Below are 26,747 nucleotides of genomic sequence, written 5' to 3'. Positions count from 1 at the left end.
CGAGTATTGATAGAGTTGCGGCGCACCGAGGTTCCAGTGAACCTGCTTGAGATTCTTTAAGCCGAATTTGTCGGCGCCGAAGGCACCGTTGCGCACGCCCGTCTCTTGCACGAAAAATCCTCCTAGAACCCACTCAGCGCGATCATGCTTGGCGCCGCCGCGGTCACCGTGATTACAGGCCGTCCGGCCTCGGTTGGAACGACCTAATACTGATGAACGCTGGCGTTGCCAAGCTGATCCCTTAGGATTTGGTTTATTCAAGGACCGCGCCAAACGTCGCGCATGTCAGCTCTGAGCAGGCGCATCAAAAAATCGACAATGATCGCGCAACCAAATCGGCGTTTCGGCGTTTCCTGAGGTTATTGCGACGCACAATGTCGAAGACAACTGAAGGACAACCGCAGTCCACCCTATCGTACCGCGCCTTCGCCGATGAGCGCGAAGGGCCCCCACATCGCAGGATAGGCGTTGCGCGGTGACGAGGTGTCGTCAACATAGGTTAACATTGCGCGGCGCAAGGCTTCGGCACGGCCGATTTTTGGTTCGTTTTTGAGCAGCTCGAAAGTCATCGTGGTCAGACGTGTGGCAGCTTCCGAATCCACGGCCCAGTGCGAGACCAGCAGCGCGCGCGCGCCGGCGTAGAAGAACGAGCGCGCCAGTCCCGACAGGGCCTCGGCGCCGGGCTTGTCGCCCGCGATGGTGTTGCAGGCCGACAGCACAACCCAATCCGCATTGAGCTTGAGCTGAGCGACTTCACTTGCGGTGAGCAGACCGTCGTCGAACTCCGTGGGCTGATCGGGAATGGAGAGTGCGAGCGAGGGCTCACCCAGTCCCTTGATGTCGCCGGCAACGAGGCCGTGGGTTGCAAAGTAGATGATGCCGTATTGAGCAAGCGCTGCACGCTTCAGCGTCGTCTCGCTGGCATCGCGGCCGAGATGAATATCGACCTCGGCAGCCCCGACATCCCTGGCCACCGCGTTCAACTCATCGGCGGTGTCGGGCAGTTGCGGCAGCGCCTGCGCGAGCCGCGTGCGATCGACGCCGGCACCGCGCCAGAAATCGCTATAGGCAATGGTCGCGATGCTGCGCGCGGCGACCTTGCCGTTCGCGGCGCGCCGCTCGGCGGGCGCTTCCAGTGCAGGACTGAACACGGGATCGCCGAAGCCGGTCATCGGCTTCACGCTTTGATCCCGACGCGCGAAGGCGCGCAGCGATTTCAGACTGACAACCGACGGCAGCACCGAGACGGCCTGACGCCGCAGCAGCCAGGCGGCGCCGCGATAGCCTTCGAGCGTGTCCGGGATCGCAGCCTGCGGCTTCTCGGTGACGAGCAGATGAAACGGCAATGCGGTCAGCGCAGCCGATGGCACCACCAGCAGGCTGCGCCTGTCCTTTGTCAACGCCTCGACCGGACCGAGCAGCGCGACATGGAGTTCGTTGGCGAGCGCGAGATCGAACAATCCGGATTTGCCGGAGGCATCGCGCGCTTTGCCGACATCGAGTCCCTTGCGGAATGCCGTCACCTTCTGCGTCAGCGCATCCGCGCCGAGTGGAATAGCCTTCCAGTCGACGCCCTCGCGCGTGATCGCGATGACATAGCTCTGCGTGTCGACGACGGAGTAGAGCACCATCGCCTCGTCGGCCGACAGCAGCAGCTGGATGTCCTTTGCCGTCAACGGCAGAGGATTGGAGAGCGACGCGTAGTCGGGAAACTCGACCGCGAGCGTCTTCAGCAAGCCCGTACGCTCGTTGGCAATCGTTGCAATCCGCGCGCGGCTGCGCTGCTCGGTTGCGAGATCGCGCTGCGCGGATTGCTTCGACACCGCCGTGACGATCGCCTTGTCGAGTGCCTCGGACTCAGCCGCGAGATCCTGGTCCCGGCGCACCAGCTCGGCGAGGCGGTCGCTGCCGGCGGCAAGCCGCACCGCGAGCTTGTTCACGGCGGACGCCGCGGACGATTGTGTGCCGCGCTGGATCGCGGCGAGGGCCTCGTCCAGCGCCTTGTCGCCGGGCAGCAGATCCTGTTGGCGCGCGGCAAACAGGACCGGCAACACGACGCGCAGCTGGGCGCGATCGCCCCGAAGCGTCTTTTCCGCGAACGGCAATGCGTCCGCGGTGCGCCCGGCCACGTAGAGGAAATAAGCGAGATTGCTGGTCGAGGTCATGACGTCAGGATGATCGGGCCCAAGCGCATTTTCGCGGATGAGCAGCGCGCGGCGAAAGAGCGGCTCGGCGTCGCCGTAGCGTTGCTGGTGCTCGTAGAGGCCGGCGAGATTGTTCAGCGAGCGGGCAACGTCGGGATGATCCGGTCCGAGCACCTTCTCCCGGATCGCGAGCGAGCGCTTGATCGGCGCTTCCGCGTCCGTATCGCGGTTGAGATCGCGATAGACCTGGCCGAGATTGTTCAGGACGGTGGCCACCGCCGGATGCTCGGGTCCGCCGGCCTTCTGGTAGATCGCGAGCGCGCGCTGAAACAGCGGCTCGGCTTCGGCATAGTGCTGCTGCTTCACATAGAGCGTGGCGAGATTATTGAGCGACTGGCCGACATCGGGATGCTCGCGCGACAATCCCTTCTCGCGAACGGCGAGCGCGCGCTTGAATAGAGGTTCGGCCTCGGCGAAGCGGCTCTGCCGCTGGTAGAGCGCGGCGAGGTTGCTCAGTTCGGCTCCGATCAACGGGGTTTCGAGACCGAGCGACTTTTCCATCAGCATGATGGCGCGCTTGTAGAGCGGCTCAGCCAGATCGTCGTGGCCCTGACCGGCATGAACCTGGCCGAGGTTGTTCAGCGCGGCGGCGAGTTCGCGACCTGTGTCGCTCTTCTCCAGGTTCGCGACCATACCTTGCGCCACAGGCAGTGCTTCCGAATATCTGCCGGCGCTCATCAGGGCGTTGATCCGCGCGCTCTCCGCGGCGAGACCTTTCTGGGCAAGGCTTGGCGTGATAAGCGATGCAGTGATCGCGAGCGTCAAACCCGCAACCAGCGTCAGTTTATTCCATTCTGCCATGACGCTCTCGCCGCCGCCTTCTGACCGGTAACGAACTTGGGTCGCGGGGATGGGCAGCAGCGTTCAATGTGTTGCGCTCTGGTCCATCCTGGTGCGCGCTTCGCCGGCGAGGCGAACCAGCATCTTGCGCAGCGCCGTGCCATCAGCGACGCGCTCCGGGAAGTCCAGCCGCAAGACGGTCTGGCCGTCCTGCATGTCGAGGCCCTCCGGATCGCAGCCTATGCAGCGCCAGTCGCCGGCAGCAGCGCCCAGCAGTTTTGTTGCATAGAGCCCCATGGCGTCGCGGTGGTCGGCATTCATGTGCTCCACCGCGCCCTCCTCCGCCGCCAGCAAGTTCTCGGCCCCCGTGAGGTCGGTCAGGAATTGCTCCGGCTTGAGGTCGACGATCCGGCCGAAGCCGGCGACCAGATGGGTTCCCGTGGGGCGAATCCGGAAGAAGGAGAAATCCTTAAAGGAAACAAAGGTTTCCGCTGAGGGATGAGCATTGAGATACCGTCGCCGGAGCAGGTCCTTGTCCGCATCGGCCGGCTCGGCATGGCCGGACAGCATGATCCGGGCGCCTTCCAGCGGATCGCCCGCCGCCCGCTCGTCCAGCATCAGGGACACCCGGCTGTCGGCCAGGATGTTCCTGGTGTGCACCGCCAATCCTGAGATCAGCAGGATCGGAGAGCCATCCGGATGGCTGGCCAGATTGACCAGGGAGCAATAGGGATCGCCGCTGCCGGCCATCAACGTCGCCAGGGCCCCCTGCCGTGACCGCCGCAGCAGCGATTTGGCGAGCCTTCCGGGGTCGAAATCGGGGGTCGGTTGCATCGGCTTTCTCGGGTCAGGTGGTTGCATGGAGGGCCTTTTTTCGGGTAAACCGGGGCCCGGTTATGGGTCGAGATGCGGCGAATCTGCCGTGTTTCGTGGAACTTGGTCACACTTCAGCCTAGCTTGCATTGCTCGGTGACAACGTTCGAATGCCAACATCGGCACCCATGTATGCGGCGCATCAGTGGATTGCTCGCCGTTTCAAGCCACGACCCAAACGGAAAGCAGAAAGCAGAGGCTCATGCCCACAATCGCTTTGGTCGACGACGACCGCAACATTCTCACATCCGTCTCGATCGCGCTGGAGGCCGAAGGCTATCGCATCATGACCTACACCGACGGCGCCTCCGCGCTCGACGGTTTCCGCACCACCCAACCCGATCTTGCCATCCTCGACATCAAGATGCCGCGCATGGACGGCATGGAAACCTTGCGCCGGCTGCGGCAGAAATCCGACCTGCCCGTGATCTTCCTGACCTCCAAGGACGAAGAGATCGACGAGCTGTTCGGCCTCAAGATGGGCGCCGACGACTTCATCCGCAAACCGTTCTCGCAGCGCCTGCTGGTCGAGCGCGTCAAGGCGGTGCTGCGCCGTTCGGCGCCGAAGGACCCGACCGTCACGCCGAAGGAGAACGACGCCAAGGCGCTCGACCGCGGCCTGCTGCGCATGGATCCTGAACGGCACACCTGCACCTGGAAGAACGAGCCGGTGACGCTGACCGTCACCGAATTCCTGATCCTGCAGGCGCTCGCGACCCGGCCCGGCGTGGTGAAGAGCCGCAACGCGCTGATGGACGCCGCCTATGACGACCAGGTCTATGTCGACGACCGCACCATCGACAGCCACATCAAGCGGCTGCGCAAGAAGTTCAAGGTGGTCGACAACGAGTTCGAGATGATCGAGACGCTCTACGGCGTCGGCTACCGCTTCAAGGAAGCCTGAGGCGCGCGCGCCTCCACGAAAGACCGAGAGCATCGCCGGTTCTGATTCCATCGGGACCGGGATGGCTCTAGGATGCGGGGACCTTCGCACGAGCTGTCCTAACGCGGGCGTGAGCATTGCTTGACCGAACGCAGCCTGACGAGAACCAGAACGCCGAGGACGTCACCGCCCACGGCGCTCCGGATCAATTGGCCGAGGACAAGCCGGCCGTGCAGGGCTGGCGTCCGCTGAACTGGCTGAAGCGCGCCGGGCAGTTCTTCTTCGCGCTGTCCTTTTCGAGCCTGACCCGCCGCATCGTTTCGCTCAACCTCGCCGGCCTCGTCGCGCTGGTGGCGAGCATCCTCTATCTGTCGCAATTCCGCGCCGGTCTGATCGACGCGCGCGCGCAGAGCCTGCTGGTGCAGGCGGAGATCATCGCCGGCGCCATCGCAGCCTCCGCGACGGTGCAGACCAACGCCATCACCATCGATCCCGACCGGTTGCTCGACCTCAAGCCGGGCGAAACCTATGGCGGCTCGGACGAGTATTCCCCGCTGGATTTTCCGATCAATCCGGAGCGCGTGGCGCCGGTGCTGCGCACGCTGATCTCGCCTACCAAGACGCGCGCCCGCATCTACGACCCGAACGGCAGCCTGCTGGTCGACAGCCGCAGCCTCGATACCGTGGTGCGCTTCCCCCTGCCGTCGGTCGCCGCCGAGAAGCCGGGCATGGTCGAACGCGGCATGGTCGCGGTCCGCACCTGGCTCAATCGCGGCGACCTGCCGCTCTATCGCGAGCTCGGCCCCGAGAACGGCAATGGCTATGCGGAGGTCGGCGACGCGCTCCAGGGCCAGAAGCGCTCGATGGTGCGGGTCAATGCGCGCGGCGAGGTGATCGTCTCTGTCGCGGTCCCCGTGCTGCGCTCGCGCGCCATCCACGGCGCGCTGATGCTGTCGACGCAGGGCGACGACATCGACCAGATGGTCACCGCCGAGCGCCTCGCGATCCTCAAGGTGGGCGGCGTCGCCGCCGCGGTCATGATCATGCTGTCGCTGCTGCTCGCCAGCACGATCGCAGGTCCGGTCCGCCGGCTCGCCGACAGCGCCGAACTGATCCGCCGCCGGATCAGGACCCGGGTCGAGATTCCCGACTTCACCCGTCGTCGTGACGAGATCGGCCATCTCTCCGGTGCGCTGCGCGACATGACCAGTGCACTGTACAGCCGCATCGAAGCGATCGAGATGTTCGCCGCCGACGTCGCGCACGAATTGAAGAACCCGTTGACCTCGTTGCGCTCCGCGGTCGAAACCTTGCCGCTGGCGCGCAACGAGAACAGCCGCGCGCGCCTGCTCGAGGTGATCGAGCATGACGTCAAGCGGCTCGACCGGCTGATTTCGGACATCTCCGACGCCAGCCGTCTCGATGCCGAACTGCAGCGCCAGGATGCGATCCCGGTCGATCTGCGCCGCCTGCTGACCACGCTCGTGTCCGTCGCCAATGAAACCAAGCTCGGCCATGACGTCGCGGTCGAAATGCGTTTCGAGGGCCGCGGCCCGACCGACAATTTCGCCGTGACGGGCCACGATTCGCGGCTCGGACAGATCGTCTCCAACCTGCTCTCGAACGCACAGTCCTTCTCCGAGCCCGGCAACAAGGTGCGCCTCACCTGCCGCCGCGTGCGCGGCGAGATCGAGATCGTGGTCGACGACGACGGGCCCGGAATCCGCGACGACGCGCTGGAGCGCATCTTCGAGCGCTTCTACACCGACCGCCCTCACCAGGGCTTTGGCCAGAACTCCGGCCTCGGCCTGTCGATCTCCAAGCAGATCGTCGACGCGCATGGCGGACGCATCTGGGCCGAGAACCGCCCCGGCCCGGCGGACGAGGACGGAGCGCCTAGTGTTGTCGGCGCGCGCTTCGTGGTGAGGCTGCCGGCGCTATGAGCGACGGCGGCCCCAGCATTCACGCCTCGGCGGTCAAGGTTGGAGATCTGGCGGTGCTGATCCGCGGGCCCTCGGGCTCCGGCAAGTCGCGCCTTGCCTTCGATTTAATCATGGCGGGACGTAGCGGCGTGCTCGAAAGGGCCGTTCTGGTCGGTGATGACCGTGTCCATCTGGCGACACTCGGCCGCGAAATTGAGGTCCGCCCCGCTCCGGTCCTGGCCGGGCTGATCGAGATCCGGGGGCTCGGAATCCGGCGCTGCGACTTTGTGGAGCATGCGACCGTCGGCCTCGTGGTCGATCTGGACGCCGCGGATGCGGAGCGGCTGCCGCCGGCCGAATCCCTGAAAACAGCCATTTTAGGTGTCGAAATACCGCGAATCCCAATCGGCCGCGACTATTCGCCCCTTCCTCTGGTTGTCGCGGCCTTGACCACTACCAAGAGTTCACCTTCCGTTAACCCTTCAGGCGATTGTTTGAAGGGAAATGGTAACCATATGAACCCCACACTCGCGACCGAATAGACCGGCGCAGCTCCCCTTATCCATCCGTCTAGATTCAGGGAGATACGCAACATCCCCTCTTGCGCGGGGGCTCTGGATGGTCAAAGTGGCGCGTTCGTGCGGTGCACCAAAAGCGCCCGCGAGGAGTTTTCCGATGATTGGTCTAGTACTTGTGACCCACGGGCGCCTTGCCGACGAATTCAAGGCAGCGCTTGAACATGTCATGGGCCCACAAAAGCAAATCGAAGCGATCACGATCGGCGCCGAAGATGATTCCGATCTCTGTCGAAGCGACATCATCGAGGCGGTTAACCGCGTCGATTCCGGCGACGGCGTCGCGATCCTCACCGACATGTTCGGCGGCACGCCGTCCAACCTGGCAATATCCTGCATGAGCCGGCCGAAGGTCGAAGTGCTCGCGGGCATCAACCTTCCCATGCTGGTGAAGCTTGCCAAGGTGCGCGAGGAGCGTCCGCTCCCGGACGCGATCGCGATGGCCCAGGAAGCCGGCCGCAAATACGTCACCATCGCCAGCCGCGTCCTCGCCGGCAAATGAGCGACGAGGCGCCGCAAGCCGGGACGGGCGTGCCCGCGGGCGCGATCTCCAAGGACCTCCTGATCATCAACAAGCGCGGCCTGCACGCGCGGGCCTCCGCCAAGTTCGTCCAGGCCGTGGAGCGCTTCAGCGCGCAGGTCTGGGTGACGCGCGGCGGCGAAACCGTCGGCGGCACCTCGATCATGGGCCTGATGATGCTCGCCGCCGGTCCCGGCACCACCATCACGGTCGCCGCTTCCGGCGATGATGCCGAAGCCGCGCTGGCGGCGATCACCGAACTCGTTGAAAGCAAATTCAACGAGGAAGGGATTTAGGCGGCGTCGCCTCGATCACTTCCCCGGCGGCGCGATGTAGATGTTCCAGCTCATCGACGGACCGGCCTTGCCGTGGGTGAAACGGCGCGTCGTCATCACGATGCGCTCGGCGTTCGGCGCAACTTCGGACACCCATTTCTCGAACGCCGGCAGGCGGCCGTCGGCCGGGTCGAACACGCCGATGAAGCCGTATCTCTTGACGTCATCGGGCGAAATCAACCCGGAGCCCCAGGCTTCGAGCGGCGTGAACGCGGCCGGATGATCCGGGCTGTAGAACACCATCGGCTGGATCGACTCCATGGTGCCGGCGACGACCGCCCAGCGCGAGGCGAAGCGCGCGTGCCAGGCCTGCGTCAGCTCGCGCGCGAGATCCGAGCGCGCGCCATAGGTCGCCGTGTTGCCGGCATTGGCCGCCATCTCGCGCGCGGCGATCCAGGGCGAGGCAGCGAGCGTGGCGACGCTGAGCACGAGCCAGATCGCGACAATGTTGAACACCGCAGCACTCTGCACCCGCAGCGCCGGGATCGCGACCAGCGCGAGCGGCACCAGGAAGAACAGCGAGATGCCCCAATCGGTCTTCATGTAGATGCTGAAGGCCAGCGCGCCGAGCGCGGGTCCGACCGCGACGATGATCTGAATGAGCCAGACGTTGCGCGCCTGCGAAAGGTTCACGCTCGCATTCGCGCCGCGGGCCCAGGCCCGCGTGACGATGCGCCAGGGCGCACGCAGGAGCAGCCTGAACCAAGGCGGCACCAGCGCCATCGCCAGCGCGGCCAGCGCCACCGGCAATGCCAGCAGCGCGACATTATGCAGGGCATAGCCGGCCACGAGCTGATGCACCTGGCCGCTGTCCTCGAGGCTGTAGGTATCGCCGGCATAGGTCAGCGGCACGAAATGCGCGTCCGCCAGCCAGACGATGTGCGGAATCATCGCCACCACCATCGTCGCGATCGCAGCCCATGGCGCCGGTGACGACAAGAACCTCATTCGCTCCGGATGTATCAGCGCGGCAAGCCCGATGGCGCCGATCATGGTCAGCACCCAATATTTGGTCATCAGCGCCAGCGCGCCGGCAAGGCCGAGCAGGACTCCGGATTGCCAGCTCCGCTTCTCGAACGCATTGAGATAAGCGAGCACGAGGAGCGGCAAAGTGACGAGCTGGAGCAGGTCGGGATTGTACTTGAAGCCCTTGAAATTGAAGATCGGGTAGAGCGCGACCATCACCACGACCAGGAACGCGCGCCGCGCATCCACGACGCGCAGCGCGATGAGCCAGCAGATCACCATACCGGTGCTGACGGTCGCCATCGCCAGCGCATAGGTCGCCCAGTCCGTCGGCGGGAACACTGTGAACCAGAGGCCGGCGACCCAGCCCGACAGCGGCGGGTGCTTGCCATAGCCCCATAGGAATTTTTGGCCCCAGCCCCAGGCTTCCGCGACGTCCATGTGAACGTCCTGCGCGGCCTTCAGATTGATCAGGATGAAGGTCCAGAGCACCGCATGCAGGATCGCGAGCTGGATCACCAGCCACAGGCGTGCCTCGGGGCGGGTCGCGCTGGCAACCAGCCAGGCCCGAAAGCGGGCATAGCTCACCCGGGTCTTCGCGCGGGCTCGGGCAGACGGGATCGAGGTCGTGGACATGGGCCTGGACATCAGGCGTTGCGTAGCGCGTTTCGGGCCTTCGTGGAATCAGCTTGGCGTGAACAAAGGCCCTGAAATTACAGCAATATGGTTGCCGCACGGGGGTGTGAGTGGTATCCCGCGCCCATGACGACCGTCCCCATTTCCAACATCCGCAATTTCTCCATCGTCGCCCATATCGACCATGGCAAATCGACGCTGGCCGACCGCCTGATCCAGATGACCGGCGGCCTCACCGACCGGGAAATGGCGGGCAAGGAGCAGGTGCTCGATTCCATGGACATCGAGCGCGAGCGCGGCATCACCATCAAGGCGCAGACGGTGCGCCTCGCCTACCGCGCCAAGGACGGCAAGGATTACATCTTCAACCTGATGGACACGCCCGGCCATGTCGACTTCGCCTACGAAGTCTCGCGGTCGCTGGCGGCCTGCGAGGGTTCCCTGCTGGTGGTCGATGCCAGTCAAGGCGTGGAGGCACAGACGCTCGCCAACGTCTACCACGCGCTCGATGCGGGGCATGAGATCGTTCCGGTCCTGAACAAGGTCGACCTTCCCGCCGCAGAGCCGGAGAAGGTCAAGCAGCAGATCGAGGACGTCATCGGCATCGACGCCTCCGAGTCCGTGATGATCTCGGCCAAGACCGGCCTCGGCGTGCCCGATGTGCTGGAGGCGATCGTCACCCGCCTGCCGCCGCCGAAGGGCGACCGCGAGGCGACGCTGAAGGCGTTGCTGGTCGACAGCTGGTACGACGTCTATCTCGGCGTGGTGGTGCTGATCCGCGTCGTCGACGGCGTCATGAAGAAGGGCAGCCGGGTCCGCATGATGGGCACGGGCGCGGCCTATGACATCGAGCGCGTCGGCTTCTTCACCCCGAAGATGACGCAGGTCGACGAGCTCGGCCCGGGCGAGATCGGCTTCATCACCGCCGCGATCAAGGAAGTGGCCGACACCCGCGTCGGCGACACCATCACCGACGACAAGAAGCCTGTCACCGAGATGTTGGCGGGCTTCAAGCCGGCCATACCCGTGGTGTTCTGCGGCCTGTTCCCCGCCGACGCCGATGACTTCGAGACCTTGCGCGCGGCGATGGGCAAGCTGCGCCTCAACGATGCCAGCTTCTCCTACGAGATGGAGACCTCGGCCGCACTCGGCTTCGGCTTCCGCTGCGGCTTCCTCGGGCTGTTGCATCTGGAGATCATCCAGGAGCGTCTGTCGCGGGAATTCGATCTCAACCTGATCGCGACCGCGCCGAGCGTGATCTACAAGATGAGCCTGACCGACGGGCAGGAAATCTCGATTCACAATCCTGTCGACATGCCGGACGTGGTCAAGATTGCGGAGATCCAGGAGCCCTGGATCGAGGCGACGATCCTCACCCCCGACGAATATCTCGGCAGCGTGCTGAAGCTGTGCCAGGACCGCCGCGGCTCGCAGAAGGAGCTGACCTATGTCGGCTCCCGCGCCATGGTGAAATACGATCTGCCGCTCAACGAGGTCGTGTTCGACTTCTACGACCGCTTGAAGTCGGTCTCCAAGGGCTATGCCTCGTTCGACTATCATCTCACCGACTACAAGCCGGCCGATCTGGTGAAGATGCAGATCCTCGTCAACAACGAGCCGGTCGACGCGCTCTCGATGCTGGTGCATCGCACCCGTGCCGAAGGCCGCGGCCGCGCCATGGTCGAGAAGATGAAGGACTTGATCCCGCCGCACATGTTCCAGATCCCGATCCAGGCAGCGATCGGCGGCAAGGTGATCGCGCGCGAAACGGTGCGCGCGCTGCGCAAGGACGTCACCGCAAAGTGCTACGGCGGCGACATCACCCGTAAGCGCAAACTTCTGGAGAAGCAGAAGGAAGGCAAGAAGAAGATGCGGCAGTTCGGCAAGGTCGACATCCCGCAGGAAGCTTTTATTGCCGCGCTGAAGGTGGATAGCTGAGGCGAGCGCCCCGCCCGGCTCGAGCGAGACGACACAGGTCCGGTTCGGGACCTTTAGGGCCGGACAACAAAAAACGCGAAAACAACCCCATGCACAGTAGCCGGCCCTTTGCCGGCATTGAGTTTTTTCGAGCTTCCGATTTTACGAAATCTATTTGACTCGTCGGGCAAAACAGGAGCATGATGCCATCGTCGCACTCCGCCGGCTGCCGCATGAAACAGCTGGAAGCCCCTTGTGTGGCTTCTCGTTCTTCATTCGACCCCCGAAGGCACGGCGTGCCCCAGACCATGCGGTTATCGCTTAGCCACTGACCTCGGTCTCCCCGACGAGCCCGACTGTCGCGAAGTAGCCATCCAGCCGCCCCACATCGACTGACGAGACCACCGCACCGACATATCCGTCCGGCCGCACCAGCCACCATTGACCTGGCTCAGGCGCATAGGCGCCCTCGAAATAACCGTCGCTGTCGGCAAGGTCCCCGCCGGCACCAATGTGATGAATATGCAGACCGGCGCGTGGCGCTATGAGGTTCCGCTCCGCGTTGAACGCGAGAAGCGTCCAATGGGCCCCGGCGAACAGCTCAAACAGCCGCCGCGTCTTGCCTGCCGAACCTTGAAGCGGTGCATCGGGTGCACGGTTTCCTGCGACGACGAGGCCGCGACGCTCGGGCGCGTCCAGCGCCAACGGGGAGCCCGCATAACCGATGTCTAGTTGCTGAACCTCTCTGCCGCGCCGGCTGTCTCCTCGCTTGGTCGCATCCAGCAACTTGGTCGCCAGTCCCAGCGTCGCCGCCGCGATCGGCCGCCGTTCTTCCTCATAGGTATCGAGAAGCGCAGCCGGAGCCCGAGAGGCGAGCACGGCCGCAAGCTTCCATCCGAGGTTATAGGCGTCCTGAACGCTGGTATTGAGCCCTAGGCCGCCGGTTGGCGGATGTGTGTGCGCGGCGTCGCCCGCCAGGAAGACGCGGCCGACGCGGTAATGGTCGGCGAGGCGCGCGTTCATGGTGAAGGCCGAGGCCCAGGATACCGAGTGAACGCAAACATCTTTCCGGCCGGTGCGTCCGGTCAACATCGCGGTGAGGCCGTCCTCGGACAGATCGACATCTCCCTCGAGCGGAACGGGAGCCTGCAACTGAAAGAGTTCGGTGCCTGCCAGCGGGCAGACCGAGATCTGCCGCTCCATGTCGCCTTCGTTGAAGCGGTGCCAGGCGTCGCGCCCGAAGCCGGTCAAATTGATATCGGCAACGACGGCGCGGACGCCCAGTGTCTTGCCCGGGAAATCGATGCCGAGCGTCTTGCGAACGAAGCTGCGCCCGCCGTCCGTGCCGACAAGGTAGCCAACACGGATGACCTCCTCTGCGGCCTTGCGGGCGAGACGCGCGGTCACGCCATCCTCGTCCTGCTCGAAGGAGACCAGTTCGCAGCCGAACTCCGGCTCATACCCAAGCTCGAGCAGGCGTTCTCGCATCACCCGCTCGGTCAAGAACTGCGGCACCATGAGCGGAATGTGGAAGGGCTCGGCTGCGCTTGGCTCTGACGGCTCGAACGGAGCCTTCTCGGAAAAGCTGCCATCGGGACGATACTCGCGCGGCATCGGGTACAGACCCCCGGCAGCGACCAGACGATCGAGAATGCCGAGGTCCTCGAATATCTCCTGCGTCCGCGGCTGAATGCCCTTCCCGCGGGAGCCGCGGAATGCATCGTCCATCTTCTCGATCAGGCGGAACGGCACGCCGCGCCGGGCGAGTTCGATTGCCAGCGTCAATCCAGCCGCGCCGGCGCCGCAGATAAGCACCTCGGTTTCATATCTGGTTGTCATGATCTTTCCTTTCCGTGTATTTTGCACGTAATCGGAGAAGCAGAATCATGTCAACAAAAACCGTGCAAAATACACGCATCTCGGAACAGATCCGGGTGATCCATGGCGCACTGCTCGACATCGTGAGCGTCATAAACCGGCCGGATCGCGATGAGGTCCTGATCAAGGAAGCGGGTATTCGGCTCGATCGGGCACTCTTCCCACTGCTTGTGGGCATCGAACGGCTGGGGCCAATCAGCATCGTGGAGCTGGCCGCGAGAACCGGCCGCGATCACACGACGGTCAGCAGGCAGGTCGCAAAGCTCGAGAGCCTTGGTTTGGTGGATCGCCGGGCGAATGAAACCGACCGGCGCGTGCGCGAGGCGGTGGTGACCAGGCAAGGCAAGGAAATGACCGTGCATATCGATGCGGCGCGCGAACGCATCGGCACCGCGATCTTCGCAAGCTGGAAGCCGGCCGAGATCGATGACCTTGTGAGGCTCATGCGCAAATTCGCAGATGCCATGAAGGACCAGCCGCAGGGCTGAAACGGATACGACCCAGAGACGGATACGACCCAGAGAGAAGGCGTGCTTGCGTGCGCTGTCGGCATCTCAAGCCAGTGAAGCTCGCAGGATGGGTTGAGCTCTTGCGAAACCCATCGCCCGACGAGCGCAGTCTAGAAGTTTGATGGGTTTCGCTTCCGCTCTACCCATCCTACGAGCTTCGGGCGAATCGCTTCTATGCCGGAGGCAACGTCACCCCGGTCAACTCGCCCAGCCTGTCGAGAAGTCTCTCCTGAAAATCGGGATCGGTCGCTTCGTGCGCCGGCTCTTGTTGCCGGAGGTCATGCCAGTAACGACCGCTGACCAGGGCGGCGGGATCATCGCTCACCGCGAGCCAGGTCTGCGTCCGTTGTCCAGTGGCCACGCCGACCGGCGCTCCGGCACCGCCCATTTTGGTGCGGACCCAGCCGGGATCGACGGCGTTGCTCAGCACCTGCGGCCAACGCCGCGCCAGGGCAAAGGCCAGTGCGACCATGTGCAGCTTGCTCTCCGCGTACGCCTTGGCCGGATCCCAGGTTCGCCTCGCCCAGTCGAGATCGCCCAACGATCCCTCTCCGCCGCGATGGAGTCCGCTGCTGAGATACACCAGCCGATCGGGGCGTTTCATCAGGGCGGTGAGCAAATAGGGCGCGAGCGTGTTGACCGCCAGGGTGGTGGCGTGGCCTTCGGGCGTCGGGCCGCGGCTGCGCTCGGTATAGACCCCGGCGTTGTGGATGACCGCGTCCATTCGTCCGATTGCGTTGACCTGGTCTGCCACGTGCCTCGTCTGGGCGACGCTCTTGAGATCGCCGATCACGACCCGTGCGGAATGCGATTCAAGCCCGGCGATTGCCGCCGCACGTTCCGCCGATCGCGCGTGCAGGACGACCTGGTGGCCCTGTTCGAGGAGAGACTGGGCAGCTGCGCGGCCCAAACCGTCCGTGCTGCCCGTGATGAAGACGATTGCCATGGCCACTCCTGTTCGATCCCCGCTTCGGCGCCTGCCTCGAAACCTCAACGAGAATGCAACATGTTCGACTGATCATGCCGTGGCGAACGGGAGCGCCGAACGAAGACATCACAACCGAACAATCCTCGAAGAAGCGCATTAACATCCGATAAGTTGGGAATGACCGCATGTCGAATTTCGTCATGCTGCTGGTCGAGGACGACTCGCTCCAGCGCGAAGTTCTATCCGACCTTCTCAAGGACGAAGGGTTCGAAGTCGTCGAATGTGCCACCGCAGAAGCGGCGGAGCTAATCGTGGCGTCTACTGGCAATGAGCTACGGGCGCTCATCACTGATCACAACCTCGCTGGGAGAATGACCGGGCTCGAGCTCGCGGAGTACGCTCGCAGTGCGCATCCCGGGCTCAACATCGTGCTGATGTCCGGGACGGTGATGGCGCCCCTCCCGCCCAACACGACCTTTTTGCACAAGCCGTTCGCGCCCGCCCATTTGCTGGCGGCCGTGTAGAATCAGAATGCCCTCGAAGGTCATCCGCCCGAATTTTCTGCGCCGACGGCGTTCTGGCTCTCCGGCACCGTCAGCCGGACGGAGTGCCCCTGCCGCATGGCGAGCGATGCCGCCGCAACGGCCGCCTCGAAAGCGGCTTCCTTGGTCTGGTAAGTGTTCCGGACTTCGCCATCGTGGTCGACGTGCCATGCACCGTCCCTGCCAACAATATCATAGGCTGCGAGGCCCATAGTCTATCCCTCCTTCATGCGTCCGGTGTTGCCTTGGACGCCTGGGTGCTGCTCACCGGGTCCGACGCCGGGAAACTGTCCTTCAAGCCCTTGTCCAACTCGTCGTCCTTGGCCTTGTCGCGTCGGATGCCACGCTTGAGATCTTCCGCGTTCTTATCCGGCGGTGCCGGATCGAATTTTTCGGTCATGGAAGTGTCCTTTCGCTACCTCAAACGCCTTGAGCTCCCGACCGTTCCTTTCGAGGAACAACGCAGTCGCGGTTTGCTGTCGAACGGAAAAAACGAGAAAGCGCCTGCCGCGCGGGCTCTTTCATTCAGGTTGCATTTACTGCTAAAACACATCCTTAGATCGTATCAGGCATCCGCCAATCAGGAGAAGGCAATGAAAGCTTCGGTTTTTGCGCTGGGGGGCTTGATGATTCTGTCGATCACATCAGCGAACGCAGCTCCCAAAGCGATGGCCGCCCCGACCACGGCGGCCAGCTCGGTCGCATGTTCCACCTCGGGTGGCGGCTTTGGGAGCTACCCGTCAGGCTGCCGAAACGGAGCAAACTTCAAGACCTACAACGAATGCAAGGAGTCAGGCGTCAAGCGCGGCTGGAGACACGAAGATATGGCGTGGTACTGTAGCGGTCTGGGACTGCAATAGCTTGCAGTTGCGAGGCATGGCGGGACGGCCGAACGGCATTGGCTGTTTACGGCCGCGGACCTACAGCGACGGTTGGAGCGCCCCATGGAATGCACAATCCGGCCCGCACTCGCGAATGATGCCGATGAGATCAGTGCTATCATCTTGCGGGCGCTGCGGGAAACGAACGCGAAGGACTATGCGGACGAGATCATCGAAAGGATCGCGCATAGTTTCAGTCCCGATGCCGTGCGGCGGCTGATCGGACAACGCACCGTGTTTGTCGCCACGATCCGCAGCCGCATAGTTGGAACAGCAAGCCTCGACGGAAACGTGGTCCGCACGGTCTTCGTGGCTCCCGATGTTCAGGCCGGGGGCATCGGCAAGCTGCTGATGGCCGAGATCGAGCGCACGGCGCGCGCACGAAACGTCGCTTCGCTGACCGTCCCTTCTTCCGTCACCGCCGAGACTTTCTACGCGCGGCTCGGGTTCAAGGCGGTGCACGACAGCTATCGTGGTGACGAACGCACGATCATCATGGAGCGCCTGCTAAAGGACCCGATCTAGGTTTGGCTGTTCTCCAGGATTCAGCGGCCAGCGGGCTTATCGTATCGCTACCGCCGCGCGGCGAGCACGTTCGAAGGAGCCGTTTGCAACGCTGCGCGCCTCTCGCTGAGGGCATGATCGAACAGTTCGAGCACCAGGCCAAAGGCTGCCAGCTCCTCCTCCTCGATGGCGCCGTCATCGTAGCAGCCAAGCGTTTCCTCGATGATGGCGTCGACCTCCTGCTGCATAGCCAGCAGTTCGTGGTCGAACTCCGCGGTGCGCACCCTGGAAACCAGGGCCAGAATTCTGTTGCGATGGCCGGTGTTCTCGTCCCTTTCATCCCGATTCAGATATTGACGCAGCCAGGCGCCGGCCGAACCAATGCCGGAGAGAAGCAGGAGCGCAAACCAGAAGTAGTCGCCGTATCTGTCGAGGAAGGTGCGCTCAGTGCCGTCGATCACGGCCGCCGCTCCCCGGTGTACCGGCAGCTCGGCTTCTTTCTCGGTGTCCGGCTTGGTGATTTGCGCAGCGCCAGGCACTTGCCTGGCAATCGCCTGCCGGAGGGCGAATTGCTGGCGGTAAAACGCCGCCACTGTCGTTTCGGACAAGGCATTCCGTGCGACGATCAAATGACTGACACTGACAGTCTCCACCTTGTCATCGGGCCAGGCCGGACTCGCATTGAAAATGCTTGGTGGAATTTCCTCCGATTCATAACGCGGATGCTTCAAGGCGATGGCTTCCGATGCGTCGATCGCGAGAAATTTGGGCTCGCCACGTGTCCGCGCCGTCGCGGCGACCGCGTCGGCGGTTATCTTGCTGTCGAGCGGACCGACCGCCATGTAAGCGTCAAGGCTCGGGTCGCGCGCCAGCTCCTCAAGCTGGCCGGTGCCGAATTGAGTGACCGTGACCTTGTCCGGCGCCACACCGGCGGCGCTCAGGATGACTCTCAGCAACGCGGCGTTCGCCGGGGTCGCGCCGATCACTCCCACCCTGCGCCCTGCGAGATCGGCGACTTCCTTGATTTTCGGCGCCGGCTTCCGCTTGGAGCTCTTGCCCGCAACTCCCGAAGAAGACCACAGCACGACGAAATTCTTGCGCAAGATGACGACTGTTTGCGCGTCTGCCGGCATTTCCAGATCGCCGCGACCGACCGCAAGGTCGGCCTTGCCGGCACCGAGCAGAGCGAGAGCTTCGGCCGCCCCGGCGGTCACGATCGGAGACAGCTTTACAGTCCTGCTTTCGTTGGCAAAGGCCTCGGTCATCGCCTCGATCACCTTGTGATCGTTCCTTCCCGGCGGTCCGACGGCAATTCGGAGAGTTATCGGCCGCAGCGCGTAATACAATGTACCCGCAGCGGCTCCGAAAACGAGAAATCCGACGGCCAAAATCAGCAGCAGGGTCTTCGTCTGTCTCCGCCCTCGGCGGGCTGCGTCACTGCGTATCATCGGGGGCTCAGACGAGGACATTTGGCGCTGCCGGTTGGAGGTCAAAAATCGCTGCCTGCTTTGGAAGCATACCATGGTCTTCTGGAGGACGATAATGTCCGAGAAGCGCCACTGGTTTCTCGGTGGCCGGCGTAAGCTTTCGATCTTGCACCATTCGCTCTGGATTCCGCATTCCACGCCTGGCGATTCCCGGAATGACGGGCCGCACCACCTTGATCCTCCTCGCCAAATAGATCACCATCGCGCGATTGACCGCTCACGGCAGAATGGGCGAGGAAACGCGAATGAACGCTCCCTCCGGCGTCGATCTCGGCGAACGCGCCCGCGCCATCGCGCCGCTCATTGCCAGCGAGGCTGACGAGATCGAGCGGACGCGGCGGCTGACGCCGGCCGTCGTCTCTGCGCTGATCGAAAACGGGCTCTATCACGCGCTGCTGCCGCAAAGTCTTGGCGGCGGCGAAGCGCCGCCGGAAGCCTTCATGCAGATGCTGGAGGAGATCGCGAAAGCGGATGCCTCCACCGCCTGGTGCCTTGGTCAATGCGCGGTCTGCGCGATGATCGCGGCCTCGCTCGACCACGACACCGCGCAGGAGATCTTCAACACGGCGCCGGGCATCCTCGCCTGGGGCGCGATCGCGCACGAGGCGCGCATCGTCGAGGGCGGTTATCGCGTCACGGCGCGCTGGGATTTTGCCTCGGGCTCGCGGCAGGCGAGCTGGCTCGGGGCACATATCCGCATCGTCGGCGCCGACGGCACGCCGCGCAAGAATGCCGACGGCTCGACGGAGGTGCGCACCATCCTGTTTCCGGTCGCGAGCGCCGTGCTGCACGACGTCTGGCAGGCGATCGGGCTCGCCGGCACCGGCACCGATTCCTACGAGGTCGCCGACCTCTTCATCCCCGAGCGCTTCACCGCGTTTCGTGACGTCCCGTCCGCGCTACGCGAGAAGGGGCCGCTCTACAGGATCGGCACCGGCTCGGCCTTCAGCCTCGGCTTTGCCGCGGTGTCGCTCGGCGTGGCGCGCGCCACGCTCGATGCCGCGATCGCGCTGGCGCGCGGCAAGCATCAGTCGCTGGCGGCCAGCGCCATGCACGACAACGGGGCGGTCCAGGGCCTGATCGGCCGCACCGAGGGCGACCTGCGGGCCGCGCGCGCCTATCTCTATGCGACGGCAAGTGCGATGTGGCGCGATCTCTGCGCGACCGGCGCGTTCAGCGCGGCGCATCGGAGCTCGGTTCGCCTCGCCGCGACCTGGACCATTCACCAGTCGGCCAGGGTGGTCGACACCGCCTATCATATGGCCGGCGCCACGGCCGTATTCCGCAGCAATCCGTTCGAGCGACGGTTTCGCGACATGCATGCCATCGCGCAGCAGATCCAGGCGCGCGACACGCATTACGAAGACGTCGGTAAGATGATCCTTTCCGGAGACTGCTGACGTCGACCAGTTGCGACAGTGCACGCACGCTGACCTATATTGAGTTCGCCAACCGGCGTCTTTGTCGCTGAACCTTTATGGATTTTGCCGGACCAATTTCTATAGCTACAAAAACAACAGCTTTTCCGCTGTGACCGCGCCGACCATTTGGAAGTGATAATTCTGAATTGTTTCTAGCGCGCTGCCTTTGCGCAAGAGAGGTCCGTTATGGGCCGAACAGCTGGCAAGAAAGTCAGTTGCCATTCCATACGGCATCATTCGCCGGGATGGCACCAACGTAGCATTTTCATTGTTGCCATCCTCTGCGTCGCATGCACTGTCCTGTTCGCGAGCGAAGCCCTGGCGCAATGCTCGGCACGAGACGTCCTGCGGAATCACCTGAAGCTCAAGCAAGCGCGCTCTGACGGGCCGCAAATCCCAATCAGATCCGCCGTCGATGTCCCGGCGTGGAAGACGATCAGGATCGGGACGTTTGCAAACTTCTTCGCCCTCAGTAACGCGCTGGATGCGGCAGGCTGCGGCATCGGAAACTCGGCCGGCGAAATTCTCGCGCGACCGGCGTTTACCGTCAGCGCCACGACAACGAGCGTAGAGCTTTTCACGGTGTCGGCGGCCGAACTGGGCTTTCGGACCGACACTGCGTTGCTGGCGGACATCTATGCGCGCGCCAAACGCTTGGGTTTCGGCCTCGCGGCTGCAGAAGTCGGACCACAACTGAGGCTTCAATATTTCGACCAGCCGATCGGCGAATTTCTCATCATCGGAATGGAGCCAATCAGGACCTGGCAGGGAGCCCCCATTATCTTGAATGTAGCCAATGGCGGAGCGGGACTCATTCTCATCGGCCAGGATGGCAGCGCCGATGCTCAGATTCCCGCGGCATCCCGCTTCGTATTCGTGCGGTCCCATGAAACCGCTCCTGCCGAGGCCGTAACACTTGTCGGCCACTGAATTTCAACTGCGCCCAACTCAAGATGCAAGCTGGCATCCCCCGGCCTAGGCCACCATTGCGGCGTCCTCCTCGGCACCATCGATGCCCCGTTGCGCGGCGAGCAGACTGATAATCTCGATATTCGGCCGGGCCTTGCTGAACAGAAAACCCTGGCCTTCGTCGCAGCCCTCAGTGCGCAGACAGCTCAGCTCGGCTTCGGTCTCGACGCCCTCGGCGGTGATGGTGACGCCGAGGCCTTTGCCGAGGCTGACGATGGAGCGAATGATCGCCTGGGCCTCGCGATTGGCGCCGAGATCGCGCACGAAGGACTGGTCGATCTTGATCTTGTCGAACGGGAAGCTGCGCAGATAGCTCAGGCTGGAATAGCCGGTGCCGAAATCGTCCATCGAGATGCGCACGCCGAGCGCGCGCAGCGCGTGCAACGTCGCCAGCACCTGGGCGCTCTTCTCCAGCAGCAGCGTCTCCGTGATCTCGAGCTCGAGCCGCCGCGGCGGCAGGCCGGAATGCTTCAGCGCATCCGTCACCACCGAAAGCAGATTGCCGCTGCGGAACTGGAGCGGCGACAGGTTGACGGCGACACGGACGTCGTCCGGCCAGGTTGCGGCATCGTGACAGGCCCGGCGCAGCATCAGGCCACCGAGCGGATTGATCAGCCCGGTTTCTTCCGCGACCGGAATGAACTCGGCCGGCGAGACCATGCCGCGCTCGGCATGCGGCCAGCGCACCAGCGCCTCGAAGCCGGTGATGCGGCCGCTCTGGAGGTCGATCAGCGGCTGGTAATACGGCCGCAGCACGTCGTTCTGGATGGCATCGCGCAGCTCGACCTCGATCTTGCGGCGGGTCTGCGCTTTCGCATCGAGCGCCGCCTCGAAGAACGCGAACGAGCCGCGCGCATCCAGCTTGGCGCGCGACAGCGCCATGTCGGCGCTCTTGAGCAGCTTTTCGGAATCGTCGCCGTCGCCCGGCGCCATCGCGATGCCGATGGAGGCGCCGATCACCACGGAATGGCCGTCGAGCAGATAGGGATCGGCGATGGCTTCCAGCAGGCGCTTGGCCAGCAGCACCGCATCCTCGGGACGCGTCAGGCCGCTCTGCACGATTGCGAACTCGTCCGAGTTCAGCCGCGCCAACGCGTCCTCCTCGCGCAAGGTCGAACGCAACCGCTTGCCGACACCGCGCAGCAGCTTGTCCCCGATCGCGTGTCCCAGCGTGTCGTTGACCGCCTTGAAATTGTCGAGCCCCAGCATCAGCAGCGCGACCTTGTCGATGCTGCGCCTCGTATGCAGCAGCATCTCGTCGATCTGCTGGCGCAGCAGATTGCGGTTTGGCAGACCGGTCAGCCCGTCATGCTGGGCCATGAAGGCGAGCCGTGCCTCGGCGCGCTTGCGCTCGGTGATGTCCATCAACGCGAGCAGCACCGCGGGCCGCTCGGCATAGGTCAGTTCGCGCGAATAGATCGCAAGGTCGATCAGGGCGCCGTCGGCCTTGACGTGCTTCCAGGTGCGTCCGGCCTGCTCCTCGCCGGCCGAATCGGTGGTCCAGGGCGGCTCGCTGTCGAAAGCCTGAAGGGAACGGAACGTCAGCAGCTCGAACTCGGCGCGGCTGTAGCCGTAATGGGCGACAGCGGCATCGTTGACGCCGAGGATGCGCTCGTCGTCGAGTGCGCAAACGATCATGGGGACGGGATTGCCGTCGAACAGCAGGCGGAACGAGGCCTCGCGCTGCTTCAACTCGGTGATGTCCACGCGCAGGCCGACGACGCCGCCGTCGTCGGTCAACCGCTCGTCGATCAGGATGACGCGGCCGTCCGCCAGCTTCTGCTCGTGGCGCGCGCCGGGCTGATAGAGCTTTTGCAGCCGCTCGGCGATCCATTCTTCCTCATGGCCGGCAGCCTCTGGATAGTCGCCGCGGGCGACGCCGATGCGCAGCGTGTCCTCGAGGCGCGCGCCTTCCTCGAACAGATCGGCGGTCTTGCTGTAGATTTCCGCGTATTGCTTGTTCCAGAGGACATAGCGGCCCTCGGCATCGAGAAACACGATGCCTTGCGGCAGGATCTCGATGGCCTGGCGCAGGCGCTCATGGGATTTGCGCGCTTCCGCGATCGCGGCCTCGGCGCGGCCGCGCAGACCTTCGTCGCGTTCGGACGGAGGATGAGGGGCGCGCGCAAAGCGCGGCTTGCGCGGGTGCAGGCCGGACCTGCCAAGCACGCTTCCCTTTCTCTTTTTTGGCTTTCGAAACCCCAAACTCAACTTCACTCGTCCCAGTCGCGCCCAGCGACCGCAACTCTTGGGGCAAGTGTCTGAAAGAAAGGTAATCTTGGGTAGTATGGCGATGGGAGGCAGGGCCTGGCAGTCTCGAAAAAACAGCCCTCATTGCCCGTTTGCAAGGCGCGACAGCGCCGATGGGCGCTCCAGGCGCATCGCATTGTCGTCATCGGAGAACGAGATGGCGCAAGATTGCGCGCTGCCTTGAATCATTTCCGGGATCGCGCGCGCTTGCATGCAGAAGGGGGTGAGTACGCGTCCCGCGCACGAATTTTGGTCAATGCATGAGAGGGTTATCGCATTGTTAAAAATCGGCCGGCCGACGCACCGGGAACTACGACTTCGAGACGATATTTCAGCCGTGGGACTGTTTCTTAACCCTGACGCGGTGTTGGGCTATAAGAATGTCAACATGAGTCCCCGCCGCTTCGCCCCTCTCCTGCTCGTCATGACGCTCCTGGCCGCCGGCGACGCGCTGGCCCAGGACAAGGGCAGCGTCAACCCAAAGCCGCTGCCGCCGCTCGCCAATCCGAACGATCCCAGTATTGGCGCCAAGGAACTGTTCGCGCGCAAGCTGCTGCCGTCGAAGGGACCGGCGCACGTCATCGGCTCCTATGTGAAGGGCTGCATCGGCGGCGCCGAGCAGATGCCGCTCAACGGCGACAATTGGCAGGTGATGCGGTTGTCGCGCAACCGCAGCTATGGTCACCCCGCGATGATCGCGCTGATCAAGCGGCTTGCCGCCAGGGCGCACAAGGACGCGGGATGGCCGGGCATCCTGGTCGGCGACATCGCCCAGCCGCGCGGCGGGCCGGCCCTGTCGGGCCATGCCAGCCACCAGATCGGCCTCGATGCCGACATCTGGCTGACGCCGATGCCGGACCATCGGCTCTCGCGCGAGGAGCGCGAGGACATGTCGGCGGTGATGATGGTGCGCCCGGACCGGCTCGACATCGATCCGAAGGTGTTCACGCCGGGCCATGTGCTGGTGCTGCGCGACGCGGCGCAGGAGCCGGCGGTGCAGCGCATCTTCGTCAATGCCGCGATCAAGAAGGCGCTGTGCCGCGAGGCCAAGGGTGATCGTTCCTGGCTGTCGAAGATCCGACCGTGGTGGGGCCACGACTATCACTTCCACATCCGCATGCACTGCCCGGCAGGCGCGAGCGACTGCGAGGGCCAGCCGTCGCAATCCGAGGACGAAGGCTGCAAGCCCTCCGATCTCGCCTATTGGTTCAGCGACGGCGTGCTGCACCCCAAACCCCCGCCGGAGCCGCCGAAGCCGAAACCGCCGATGACGCTGGCGCAGATGCCGGCGGCGTGTAAGGCCGTGCTGCACGCGGGCGACGCGAAACGGTAAAGCCTCCGCGGTCATCCCGGCCTAATGCGCAATTGCGCACTAGGCCGGGATGACGAATTCCTGGTTGGCGCCATGCGAACCGTCGCCTTTGACCTGTTCGGCCACCCTGTTATGATGACCCAGCGATCGCTTGCCGGACCGTAAGTCCGTCGGGCTTGCCGGAACAGCGCTTCCGCCGGTCGCAAGCCTAATTCAACCAACGCCGTCTTGCGCGCGCCGCCTTGCGTGCCCTGAACGCGCGCATGGAGCGCTTCCGATGTCCCGCCTTTCCGTGCTGCTTTCGGCTATGTTCCTTCTGGCCGCGAGCCTTTCGCCTGCTGGAGCCGAAGACAAGACCATCACCGTGTTCGCGGCAGCCTCGATGAAGAACGCGCTCGACGAGGTCGACGCGGCCTACACCGCCAGGACCGGCGTCAAGTTCAGCGTCAGCTATGCCGCAAGCTCCGTGCTCGCCAGGCAGATCGAGCAGGGCGCGCCGGCCGATGTGTTCGTCTCCGCCGACACCGACTGGATGGACTACGCGATCTCCAAGAAGACCATAAACGAGCCGACCCGGGTCAATCTGCTCGGCAACAGCATCGTGCTGATCGCGCCGAAGGATTCCAGGCTCGACAACGTGCCCATCGCGCAGGGTTTTGACCTCGCAAAGCTCGCCGGCGACGGCAGGATCGCGACCGGCGACGTCAAGTCCGTGCCGGTTGGGAGGTATGCCAAGGCGGCGCTGACGAGCCTCGGCGCCTGGCAGGCGGCGGAGCCGAAATTCGCCATGGCCGAGAGCGTGCGTGCCGCGCTGACGCTGGTCGCGCGTGGCGAGGCCAATCTCGGCATCGTCTATTCCACCGATGCGAAGGTCGAGCCCGGCGTGAAGATCGTCGGCACCTTCCCGGCGGATTCGCATCCCGCGATCATCTATCCCGTCGCGGCGACCACGACAGCAAAGGGCGAGACCAGCGACTATCTCACCTTCCTGCGCTCGACCGCCGCCAAGACCATTCTGGAAAAATACGGTTTCAAGTTCCTGATCAGCCCCTCCACTTAATTTGCGATTTGATGCTCGACATCTCTCCCGCCGAATGGACGGCGATCCTGCTCTCACTCAGGGTTGCCGTCATCGCGACGCTGGTGGCAACGCCGTTCGGCATTGCGCTGGCATGGCTGCTCGCGCGGCGTGATTTCTGGGGCAAGTCGGTGCTCGATGCGCTGGTGCATCTGCCGCTGGTGCTGCCGCCTGTCGTCACCGGTTATCTGCTGCTGCTGACCTTCGGCCGCCGCGGCCTCGTCGGCGGTTTTCTGGCGGATACTCTCGGCATCGTCTTCGCCTTCCGCTGGACCGGTGCTGCGCTTGCCTGCGGCCTGATGGCGTTTCCGCTGCTGGTGCGTCCGATGCGGTTGTCGATCGAGGCGATCGACCGCCGGCTCGAGCAGGCCGCCGAGACGCTCGGCGCCACTCCTTTCAAAGTGTTCTTCACGGTGACGCTGCCCTTGGCGCTGCCCGGCGTGCTTGCCGGCATGGTGCTCGGTTTTGCGAAAGCGATCGGCGAGTTCGGCGCCACCATCACCTTCGTCTCCAACATTCCCGGAGAGACCCAGACGATTTCGTCCGCGATCTATTCGCTGATCCAGACCCCGGACGGTGACGCCGCCGCGGGACGGCTCGTGATCGTCTCGATCGTGCTGGCGCTCGGCGCGCTGATCGCGGCCGAATGGTTCGCCCGCCGCGCCACCGCGCGCTTGCACGGGAATTGACCATGCTGCGCGTCGACATCGAAAAGCAGCTCGGCGAATTCTCGCTGTCCGCATCCTTCGAAAGCGAAGGCCGCGTCATCGGCCTGTTCGGAGCGTCGGGCGCCGGCAAGACCTCGCTGGTCAACATGATCGCTGGGCTGCTGCGGCCCGACCGCGGCACCATCGTGATCGACGGCGAGACGGTCGACGACAGCGCGGCCGGCATTCATGTGCCGACCTGGCGCCGCCGCATCGGCTATGTGTTCCAGGATGCGCGGCTGTTTCCGCATCTCAACGTCGCGCAAAATCTCGACTATGGCAGGCGGATGAACGGCCTCGCGCCCGATCCGGCGCAGCACAAGCGCGTCATCGAGCTGCTCGACATCGGCGCGCTGCAGGGTCGCCGCCCCGGAAAACTCTCTGGCGGCGAGCGCCAGCGCGTCGCGCTCGGCCGCGCGCTGCTGTCAAGGCCGCGCCTGCTGCTGCTCGACGAGCCGCTCGGCGCGCTCGACGAGGGCCGCAAGCTGGAGATCCTGCCCTATCTGGTGCGGCTGCGCGACGAGGCTAATGTCCCCATGGTCTATGTCAGCCACGACGTGGCCGAGCTGCGCCAGCTCGCGACGCAGATCGTGATGCTGAAGCAGGGCCGGGTGACGTCGTTCGGCGGGGTGAAGGTGCTGACGTAGCCATACTGGCCGTCGCACCCACC

The 26,747-nt window shown here is 64.1% G+C and carries 25 protein-coding genes; 16 read left to right on the top strand and 9 right to left on the bottom strand.

The window, feature by feature from the left end; translation table 11 throughout:
• Positions 1-410 precede the first annotated feature (410 nt).
• Together IVB48_RS11960 and IVB48_RS11955 are read right to left on the bottom strand one after the other, a co-directional pair.
• The gene (locus IVB48_RS11960) at positions 411-3,005 is read right to left on the bottom strand and encodes a CHAT domain-containing tetratricopeptide repeat protein (protein WP_247400060.1); all 2,595 of its coding nucleotides are present in this window, start codon (positions 3,003-3,005) and stop codon (positions 411-413) included.
• 63 nt (positions 3,006-3,068) lie between these two features.
• On the bottom strand, positions 3,069-3,818 hold the full coding sequence (locus tag IVB48_RS11955; protein ID WP_247400058.1) for a DUF2470 domain-containing protein: 750 nt from the start codon (positions 3,816-3,818) through the stop codon (positions 3,069-3,071).
• Positions 3,819-4,059: 241 nt separating this feature from the next.
• Here IVB48_RS11955 and IVB48_RS11950 point away from each other — a divergent pair, with 241 nt between their 5' ends.
• From IVB48_RS11950 to IVB48_RS11930, 5 genes are all read left to right on the top strand, one after another.
• Positions 4,060-4,761: a response regulator transcription factor gene (locus tag IVB48_RS11950; RefSeq protein WP_007597749.1), complete on the top strand. Its 702-nt coding sequence runs from the start codon at positions 4,060-4,062 to the stop codon at positions 4,759-4,761.
• A gap of 116 nt (positions 4,762-4,877) precedes the next feature.
• Entirely contained in the window at positions 4,878-6,683 is a 1,806-nt protein-coding gene (locus tag IVB48_RS11945; protein WP_247285400.1) for a sensor histidine kinase, read from the top strand.
• A complete protein-coding gene (locus IVB48_RS11940) occupies positions 6,680-7,204 on the top strand; it encodes an HPr kinase/phosphatase C-terminal domain-containing protein (protein ID WP_247400056.1) in 525 nt (174 codons plus the stop codon). Before IVB48_RS11945 ends, IVB48_RS11940 begins: the two co-directional genes overlap by 4 nt.
• A gap of 133 nt (positions 7,205-7,337) precedes the next feature.
• Positions 7,338-7,739 carry a PTS sugar transporter subunit IIA gene (locus IVB48_RS11935; RefSeq protein ID WP_007597752.1) on the top strand — a complete coding sequence of 134 codons (402 nt, stop codon included), beginning with the start codon at positions 7,338-7,340 and terminating at the stop codon, positions 7,737-7,739.
• Positions 7,736-8,053, top strand: coding sequence for an HPr family phosphocarrier protein (locus IVB48_RS11930; RefSeq protein WP_018460059.1), 318 nt, complete (start codon positions 7,736-7,738; stop codon positions 8,051-8,053). Before IVB48_RS11935 ends, IVB48_RS11930 begins: the two co-directional genes overlap by 4 nt.
• Positions 8,054-8,068: 15 nt before the next feature.
• Here IVB48_RS11930 and IVB48_RS11925 read toward each other — a convergent pair whose 3' ends face one another.
• Positions 8,069-9,694, bottom strand: coding sequence for a glycosyltransferase family 39 protein (locus IVB48_RS11925; RefSeq protein WP_247400067.1), 1,626 nt, complete (start codon positions 9,692-9,694; stop codon positions 8,069-8,071).
• A gap of 126 nt (positions 9,695-9,820) precedes the next feature.
• Here IVB48_RS11925 and lepA point away from each other — a divergent pair, with 126 nt between their 5' ends.
• Positions 9,821-11,632: a translation elongation factor 4 gene (lepA, locus tag IVB48_RS11920; protein ID WP_018460061.1), complete on the top strand. Its 1,812-nt coding sequence runs from the start codon at positions 9,821-9,823 to the stop codon at positions 11,630-11,632.
• 300 nt (positions 11,633-11,932) lie between these two features.
• On the opposite strand, the gene IVB48_RS11915 is transcribed toward lepA, so the two are convergent.
• Positions 11,933-13,450: an FAD-dependent oxidoreductase gene (locus tag IVB48_RS11915; protein ID WP_247400054.1), complete on the bottom strand. Its 1,518-nt coding sequence runs from the start codon at positions 13,448-13,450 to the stop codon at positions 11,933-11,935.
• 44 nt (positions 13,451-13,494) lie between these two features.
• Between IVB48_RS11915 and IVB48_RS11910 the strand changes: the two genes are divergently transcribed.
• Positions 13,495-13,977: a MarR family transcriptional regulator gene (locus tag IVB48_RS11910; protein WP_247400066.1), complete on the top strand. Its 483-nt coding sequence runs from the start codon at positions 13,495-13,497 to the stop codon at positions 13,975-13,977.
• Between the two features lie 193 nt (positions 13,978-14,170).
• On the opposite strand, the gene IVB48_RS11905 is transcribed toward IVB48_RS11910, so the two are convergent.
• Positions 14,171-14,944: an SDR family NAD(P)-dependent oxidoreductase gene (locus IVB48_RS11905; protein ID WP_247400053.1), complete on the bottom strand. Its 774-nt coding sequence runs from the start codon at positions 14,942-14,944 to the stop codon at positions 14,171-14,173.
• Positions 14,945-15,111: 167 nt separating this feature from the next.
• Between IVB48_RS11905 and IVB48_RS11900 the strand changes: the two genes are divergently transcribed.
• Positions 15,112-15,450 carry a response regulator gene (locus IVB48_RS11900; protein WP_027565834.1) on the top strand — a complete coding sequence of 113 codons (339 nt, stop codon included), beginning with the start codon at positions 15,112-15,114 and terminating at the stop codon, positions 15,448-15,450.
• 20 nt (positions 15,451-15,470) lie between these two features.
• Here IVB48_RS11900 and IVB48_RS11895 read toward each other — a convergent pair whose 3' ends face one another.
• Complete coding sequence (locus IVB48_RS11895) at positions 15,471-15,680, bottom strand: hypothetical protein (protein ID WP_247400052.1); 210 nt, start codon at positions 15,678-15,680, stop codon at positions 15,471-15,473.
• Positions 15,681-15,694: 14 nt separating this feature from the next.
• The gene (locus tag IVB48_RS11890; protein WP_167552273.1) at positions 15,695-15,868 is read right to left on the bottom strand and encodes a hypothetical protein; all 174 of its coding nucleotides are present in this window, start codon (positions 15,866-15,868) and stop codon (positions 15,695-15,697) included.
• On the opposite strand from IVB48_RS11890, the gene IVB48_RS11885 reads away from it, so the two are divergent.
• Both IVB48_RS11885 and IVB48_RS11880 read left to right on the top strand, forming a co-directional pair.
• The gene (locus tag IVB48_RS11885) at positions 15,867-16,328 is read left to right on the top strand and encodes a hypothetical protein (protein ID WP_247400051.1); all 462 of its coding nucleotides are present in this window, start codon (positions 15,867-15,869) and stop codon (positions 16,326-16,328) included. The genes IVB48_RS11890 and IVB48_RS11885 overlap by 2 nt on opposite strands.
• A gap of 84 nt (positions 16,329-16,412) precedes the next feature.
• Positions 16,413-16,874 carry a GNAT family N-acetyltransferase gene (locus IVB48_RS11880; protein ID WP_247400065.1) on the top strand — a complete coding sequence of 154 codons (462 nt, stop codon included), beginning with the start codon at positions 16,413-16,415 and terminating at the stop codon, positions 16,872-16,874.
• A gap of 47 nt (positions 16,875-16,921) precedes the next feature.
• Here the strand turns inward: IVB48_RS11880 and IVB48_RS11875 are convergent, their stop codons facing one another.
• A complete protein-coding gene (locus tag IVB48_RS11875) occupies positions 16,922-18,322 on the bottom strand; it encodes a TAXI family TRAP transporter solute-binding subunit (RefSeq protein ID WP_247400062.1) in 1,401 nt (466 codons plus the stop codon).
• 263 nt (positions 18,323-18,585) lie between these two features.
• Here IVB48_RS11875 and IVB48_RS11870 point away from each other — a divergent pair, with 263 nt between their 5' ends.
• On the top strand, positions 18,586-19,740 hold the full coding sequence (locus tag IVB48_RS11870; protein WP_247400050.1) for an acyl-CoA dehydrogenase family protein: 1,155 nt from the start codon (positions 18,586-18,588) through the stop codon (positions 19,738-19,740).
• Positions 19,741-19,947: 207 nt separating this feature from the next.
• Positions 19,948-20,691, top strand: a complete 744-nt coding sequence (locus IVB48_RS11865; RefSeq protein WP_247400049.1) for a hypothetical protein — start codon at positions 19,948-19,950, stop codon at positions 20,689-20,691.
• A 45-nt stretch (positions 20,692-20,736) separates the two neighbouring features.
• On the opposite strand, the gene IVB48_RS11860 is transcribed toward IVB48_RS11865, so the two are convergent.
• Positions 20,737-22,899, bottom strand: a complete 2,163-nt coding sequence (locus tag IVB48_RS11860) for an EAL domain-containing protein (RefSeq protein WP_247400048.1) — start codon at positions 22,897-22,899, stop codon at positions 20,737-20,739.
• Between the two features lie 469 nt (positions 22,900-23,368).
• On the opposite strand from IVB48_RS11860, the gene mepA reads away from it, so the two are divergent.
• From mepA to modC, 4 genes are all read left to right on the top strand, one after another.
• Complete coding sequence (mepA, locus tag IVB48_RS11855; RefSeq protein ID WP_247400047.1) at positions 23,369-24,313, top strand: penicillin-insensitive murein endopeptidase; 945 nt, start codon at positions 23,369-23,371, stop codon at positions 24,311-24,313.
• Between the two features lie 256 nt (positions 24,314-24,569).
• The gene (gene modA / locus IVB48_RS11850) at positions 24,570-25,352 is read left to right on the top strand and encodes a molybdate ABC transporter substrate-binding protein (protein WP_247400045.1); all 783 of its coding nucleotides are present in this window, start codon (positions 24,570-24,572) and stop codon (positions 25,350-25,352) included.
• Between the two features lie 11 nt (positions 25,353-25,363).
• Positions 25,364-26,059, top strand: coding sequence for a molybdate ABC transporter permease subunit (modB, locus tag IVB48_RS11845; protein ID WP_027565844.1), 696 nt, complete (start codon positions 25,364-25,366; stop codon positions 26,057-26,059).
• Positions 26,060-26,061: 2 nt separating this feature from the next.
• Positions 26,062-26,724: a molybdenum ABC transporter ATP-binding protein gene (gene modC / locus IVB48_RS11840; RefSeq protein ID WP_027565845.1), complete on the top strand. Its 663-nt coding sequence runs from the start codon at positions 26,062-26,064 to the stop codon at positions 26,722-26,724.
• Positions 26,725-26,747 lie beyond the last annotated feature (23 nt).

This window comes from Bradyrhizobium sp. 76 (genome assembly GCF_023073025.1).
GTDB lineage: Bacteria > Pseudomonadota > Alphaproteobacteria > Rhizobiales > Xanthobacteraceae > Bradyrhizobium.
The sequence above is the reverse complement of the archived record's forward strand: the minus strand, read 5'-3'. Positions and strand labels throughout refer to the sequence as shown.

Bases quoted from the DNA above. Each gene is read 5' to 3' on its own strand.
- IVB48_RS11960 (WP_247400060.1), bottom strand. From the start codon at position 3,005: ATGGCAGAATGGAATAAACTGACGCTGGTTGCGGGTTTGACGCTCGCG.
- IVB48_RS11955 (WP_247400058.1), bottom strand. From the start codon at position 3,818: ATGCAACCGACCCCCGATTTCGACCCCGGAAGGCTCGCCAAATCGCTG.
- IVB48_RS11950 (WP_007597749.1), top strand. From the start codon at position 4,060: ATGCCCACAATCGCTTTGGTCGACGACGACCGCAACATTCTCACATCC.
- IVB48_RS11940 (WP_247400056.1), top strand. From the start codon at position 6,680: ATGAGCGACGGCGGCCCCAGCATTCACGCCTCGGCGGTCAAGGTTGGA.
- IVB48_RS11935 (WP_007597752.1), top strand. From the start codon at position 7,338: ATGATTGGTCTAGTACTTGTGACCCACGGGCGCCTTGCCGACGAATTC.
- IVB48_RS11930 (WP_018460059.1), top strand. From the start codon at position 7,736: ATGAGCGACGAGGCGCCGCAAGCCGGGACGGGCGTGCCCGCGGGCGCG.
- IVB48_RS11925 (WP_247400067.1), bottom strand. From the start codon at position 9,694: ATGTCCACGACCTCGATCCCGTCTGCCCGAGCCCGCGCGAAGACCCGG.
- lepA (WP_018460061.1), top strand. From the start codon at position 9,821: ATGACGACCGTCCCCATTTCCAACATCCGCAATTTCTCCATCGTCGCC.
- IVB48_RS11915 (WP_247400054.1), bottom strand. From the start codon at position 13,450: ATGACAACCAGATATGAAACCGAGGTGCTTATCTGCGGCGCCGGCGCG.
- IVB48_RS11905 (WP_247400053.1), bottom strand. From the start codon at position 14,944: ATGGCAATCGTCTTCATCACGGGCAGCACGGACGGTTTGGGCCGCGCA.
- IVB48_RS11900 (WP_027565834.1), top strand. From the start codon at position 15,112: ATGTCGAATTTCGTCATGCTGCTGGTCGAGGACGACTCGCTCCAGCGC.
- IVB48_RS11895 (WP_247400052.1), bottom strand. From the start codon at position 15,680: ATGGGCCTCGCAGCCTATGATATTGTTGGCAGGGACGGTGCATGGCAC.
- IVB48_RS11885 (WP_247400051.1), top strand. From the start codon at position 15,867: ATGGAAGTGTCCTTTCGCTACCTCAAACGCCTTGAGCTCCCGACCGTT.
- IVB48_RS11890 (WP_167552273.1), bottom strand. From the start codon at position 15,868: ATGACCGAAAAATTCGATCCGGCACCGCCGGATAAGAACGCGGAAGAT.
- IVB48_RS11880 (WP_247400065.1), top strand. From the start codon at position 16,413: ATGGAATGCACAATCCGGCCCGCACTCGCGAATGATGCCGATGAGATC.
- IVB48_RS11875 (WP_247400062.1), bottom strand. From the start codon at position 18,322: ATGTCCTCGTCTGAGCCCCCGATGATACGCAGTGACGCAGCCCGCCGA.
- IVB48_RS11870 (WP_247400050.1), top strand. From the start codon at position 18,586: ATGAACGCTCCCTCCGGCGTCGATCTCGGCGAACGCGCCCGCGCCATC.
- IVB48_RS11865 (WP_247400049.1), top strand. From the start codon at position 19,948: ATGGGCCGAACAGCTGGCAAGAAAGTCAGTTGCCATTCCATACGGCAT.
- mepA (WP_247400047.1), top strand. From the start codon at position 23,369: ATGAGTCCCCGCCGCTTCGCCCCTCTCCTGCTCGTCATGACGCTCCTG.
- modA (WP_247400045.1), top strand. From the start codon at position 24,570: ATGTCCCGCCTTTCCGTGCTGCTTTCGGCTATGTTCCTTCTGGCCGCG.
- modB (WP_027565844.1), top strand. From the start codon at position 25,364: ATGCTCGACATCTCTCCCGCCGAATGGACGGCGATCCTGCTCTCACTC.
- modC (WP_027565845.1), top strand. From the start codon at position 26,062: ATGCTGCGCGTCGACATCGAAAAGCAGCTCGGCGAATTCTCGCTGTCC.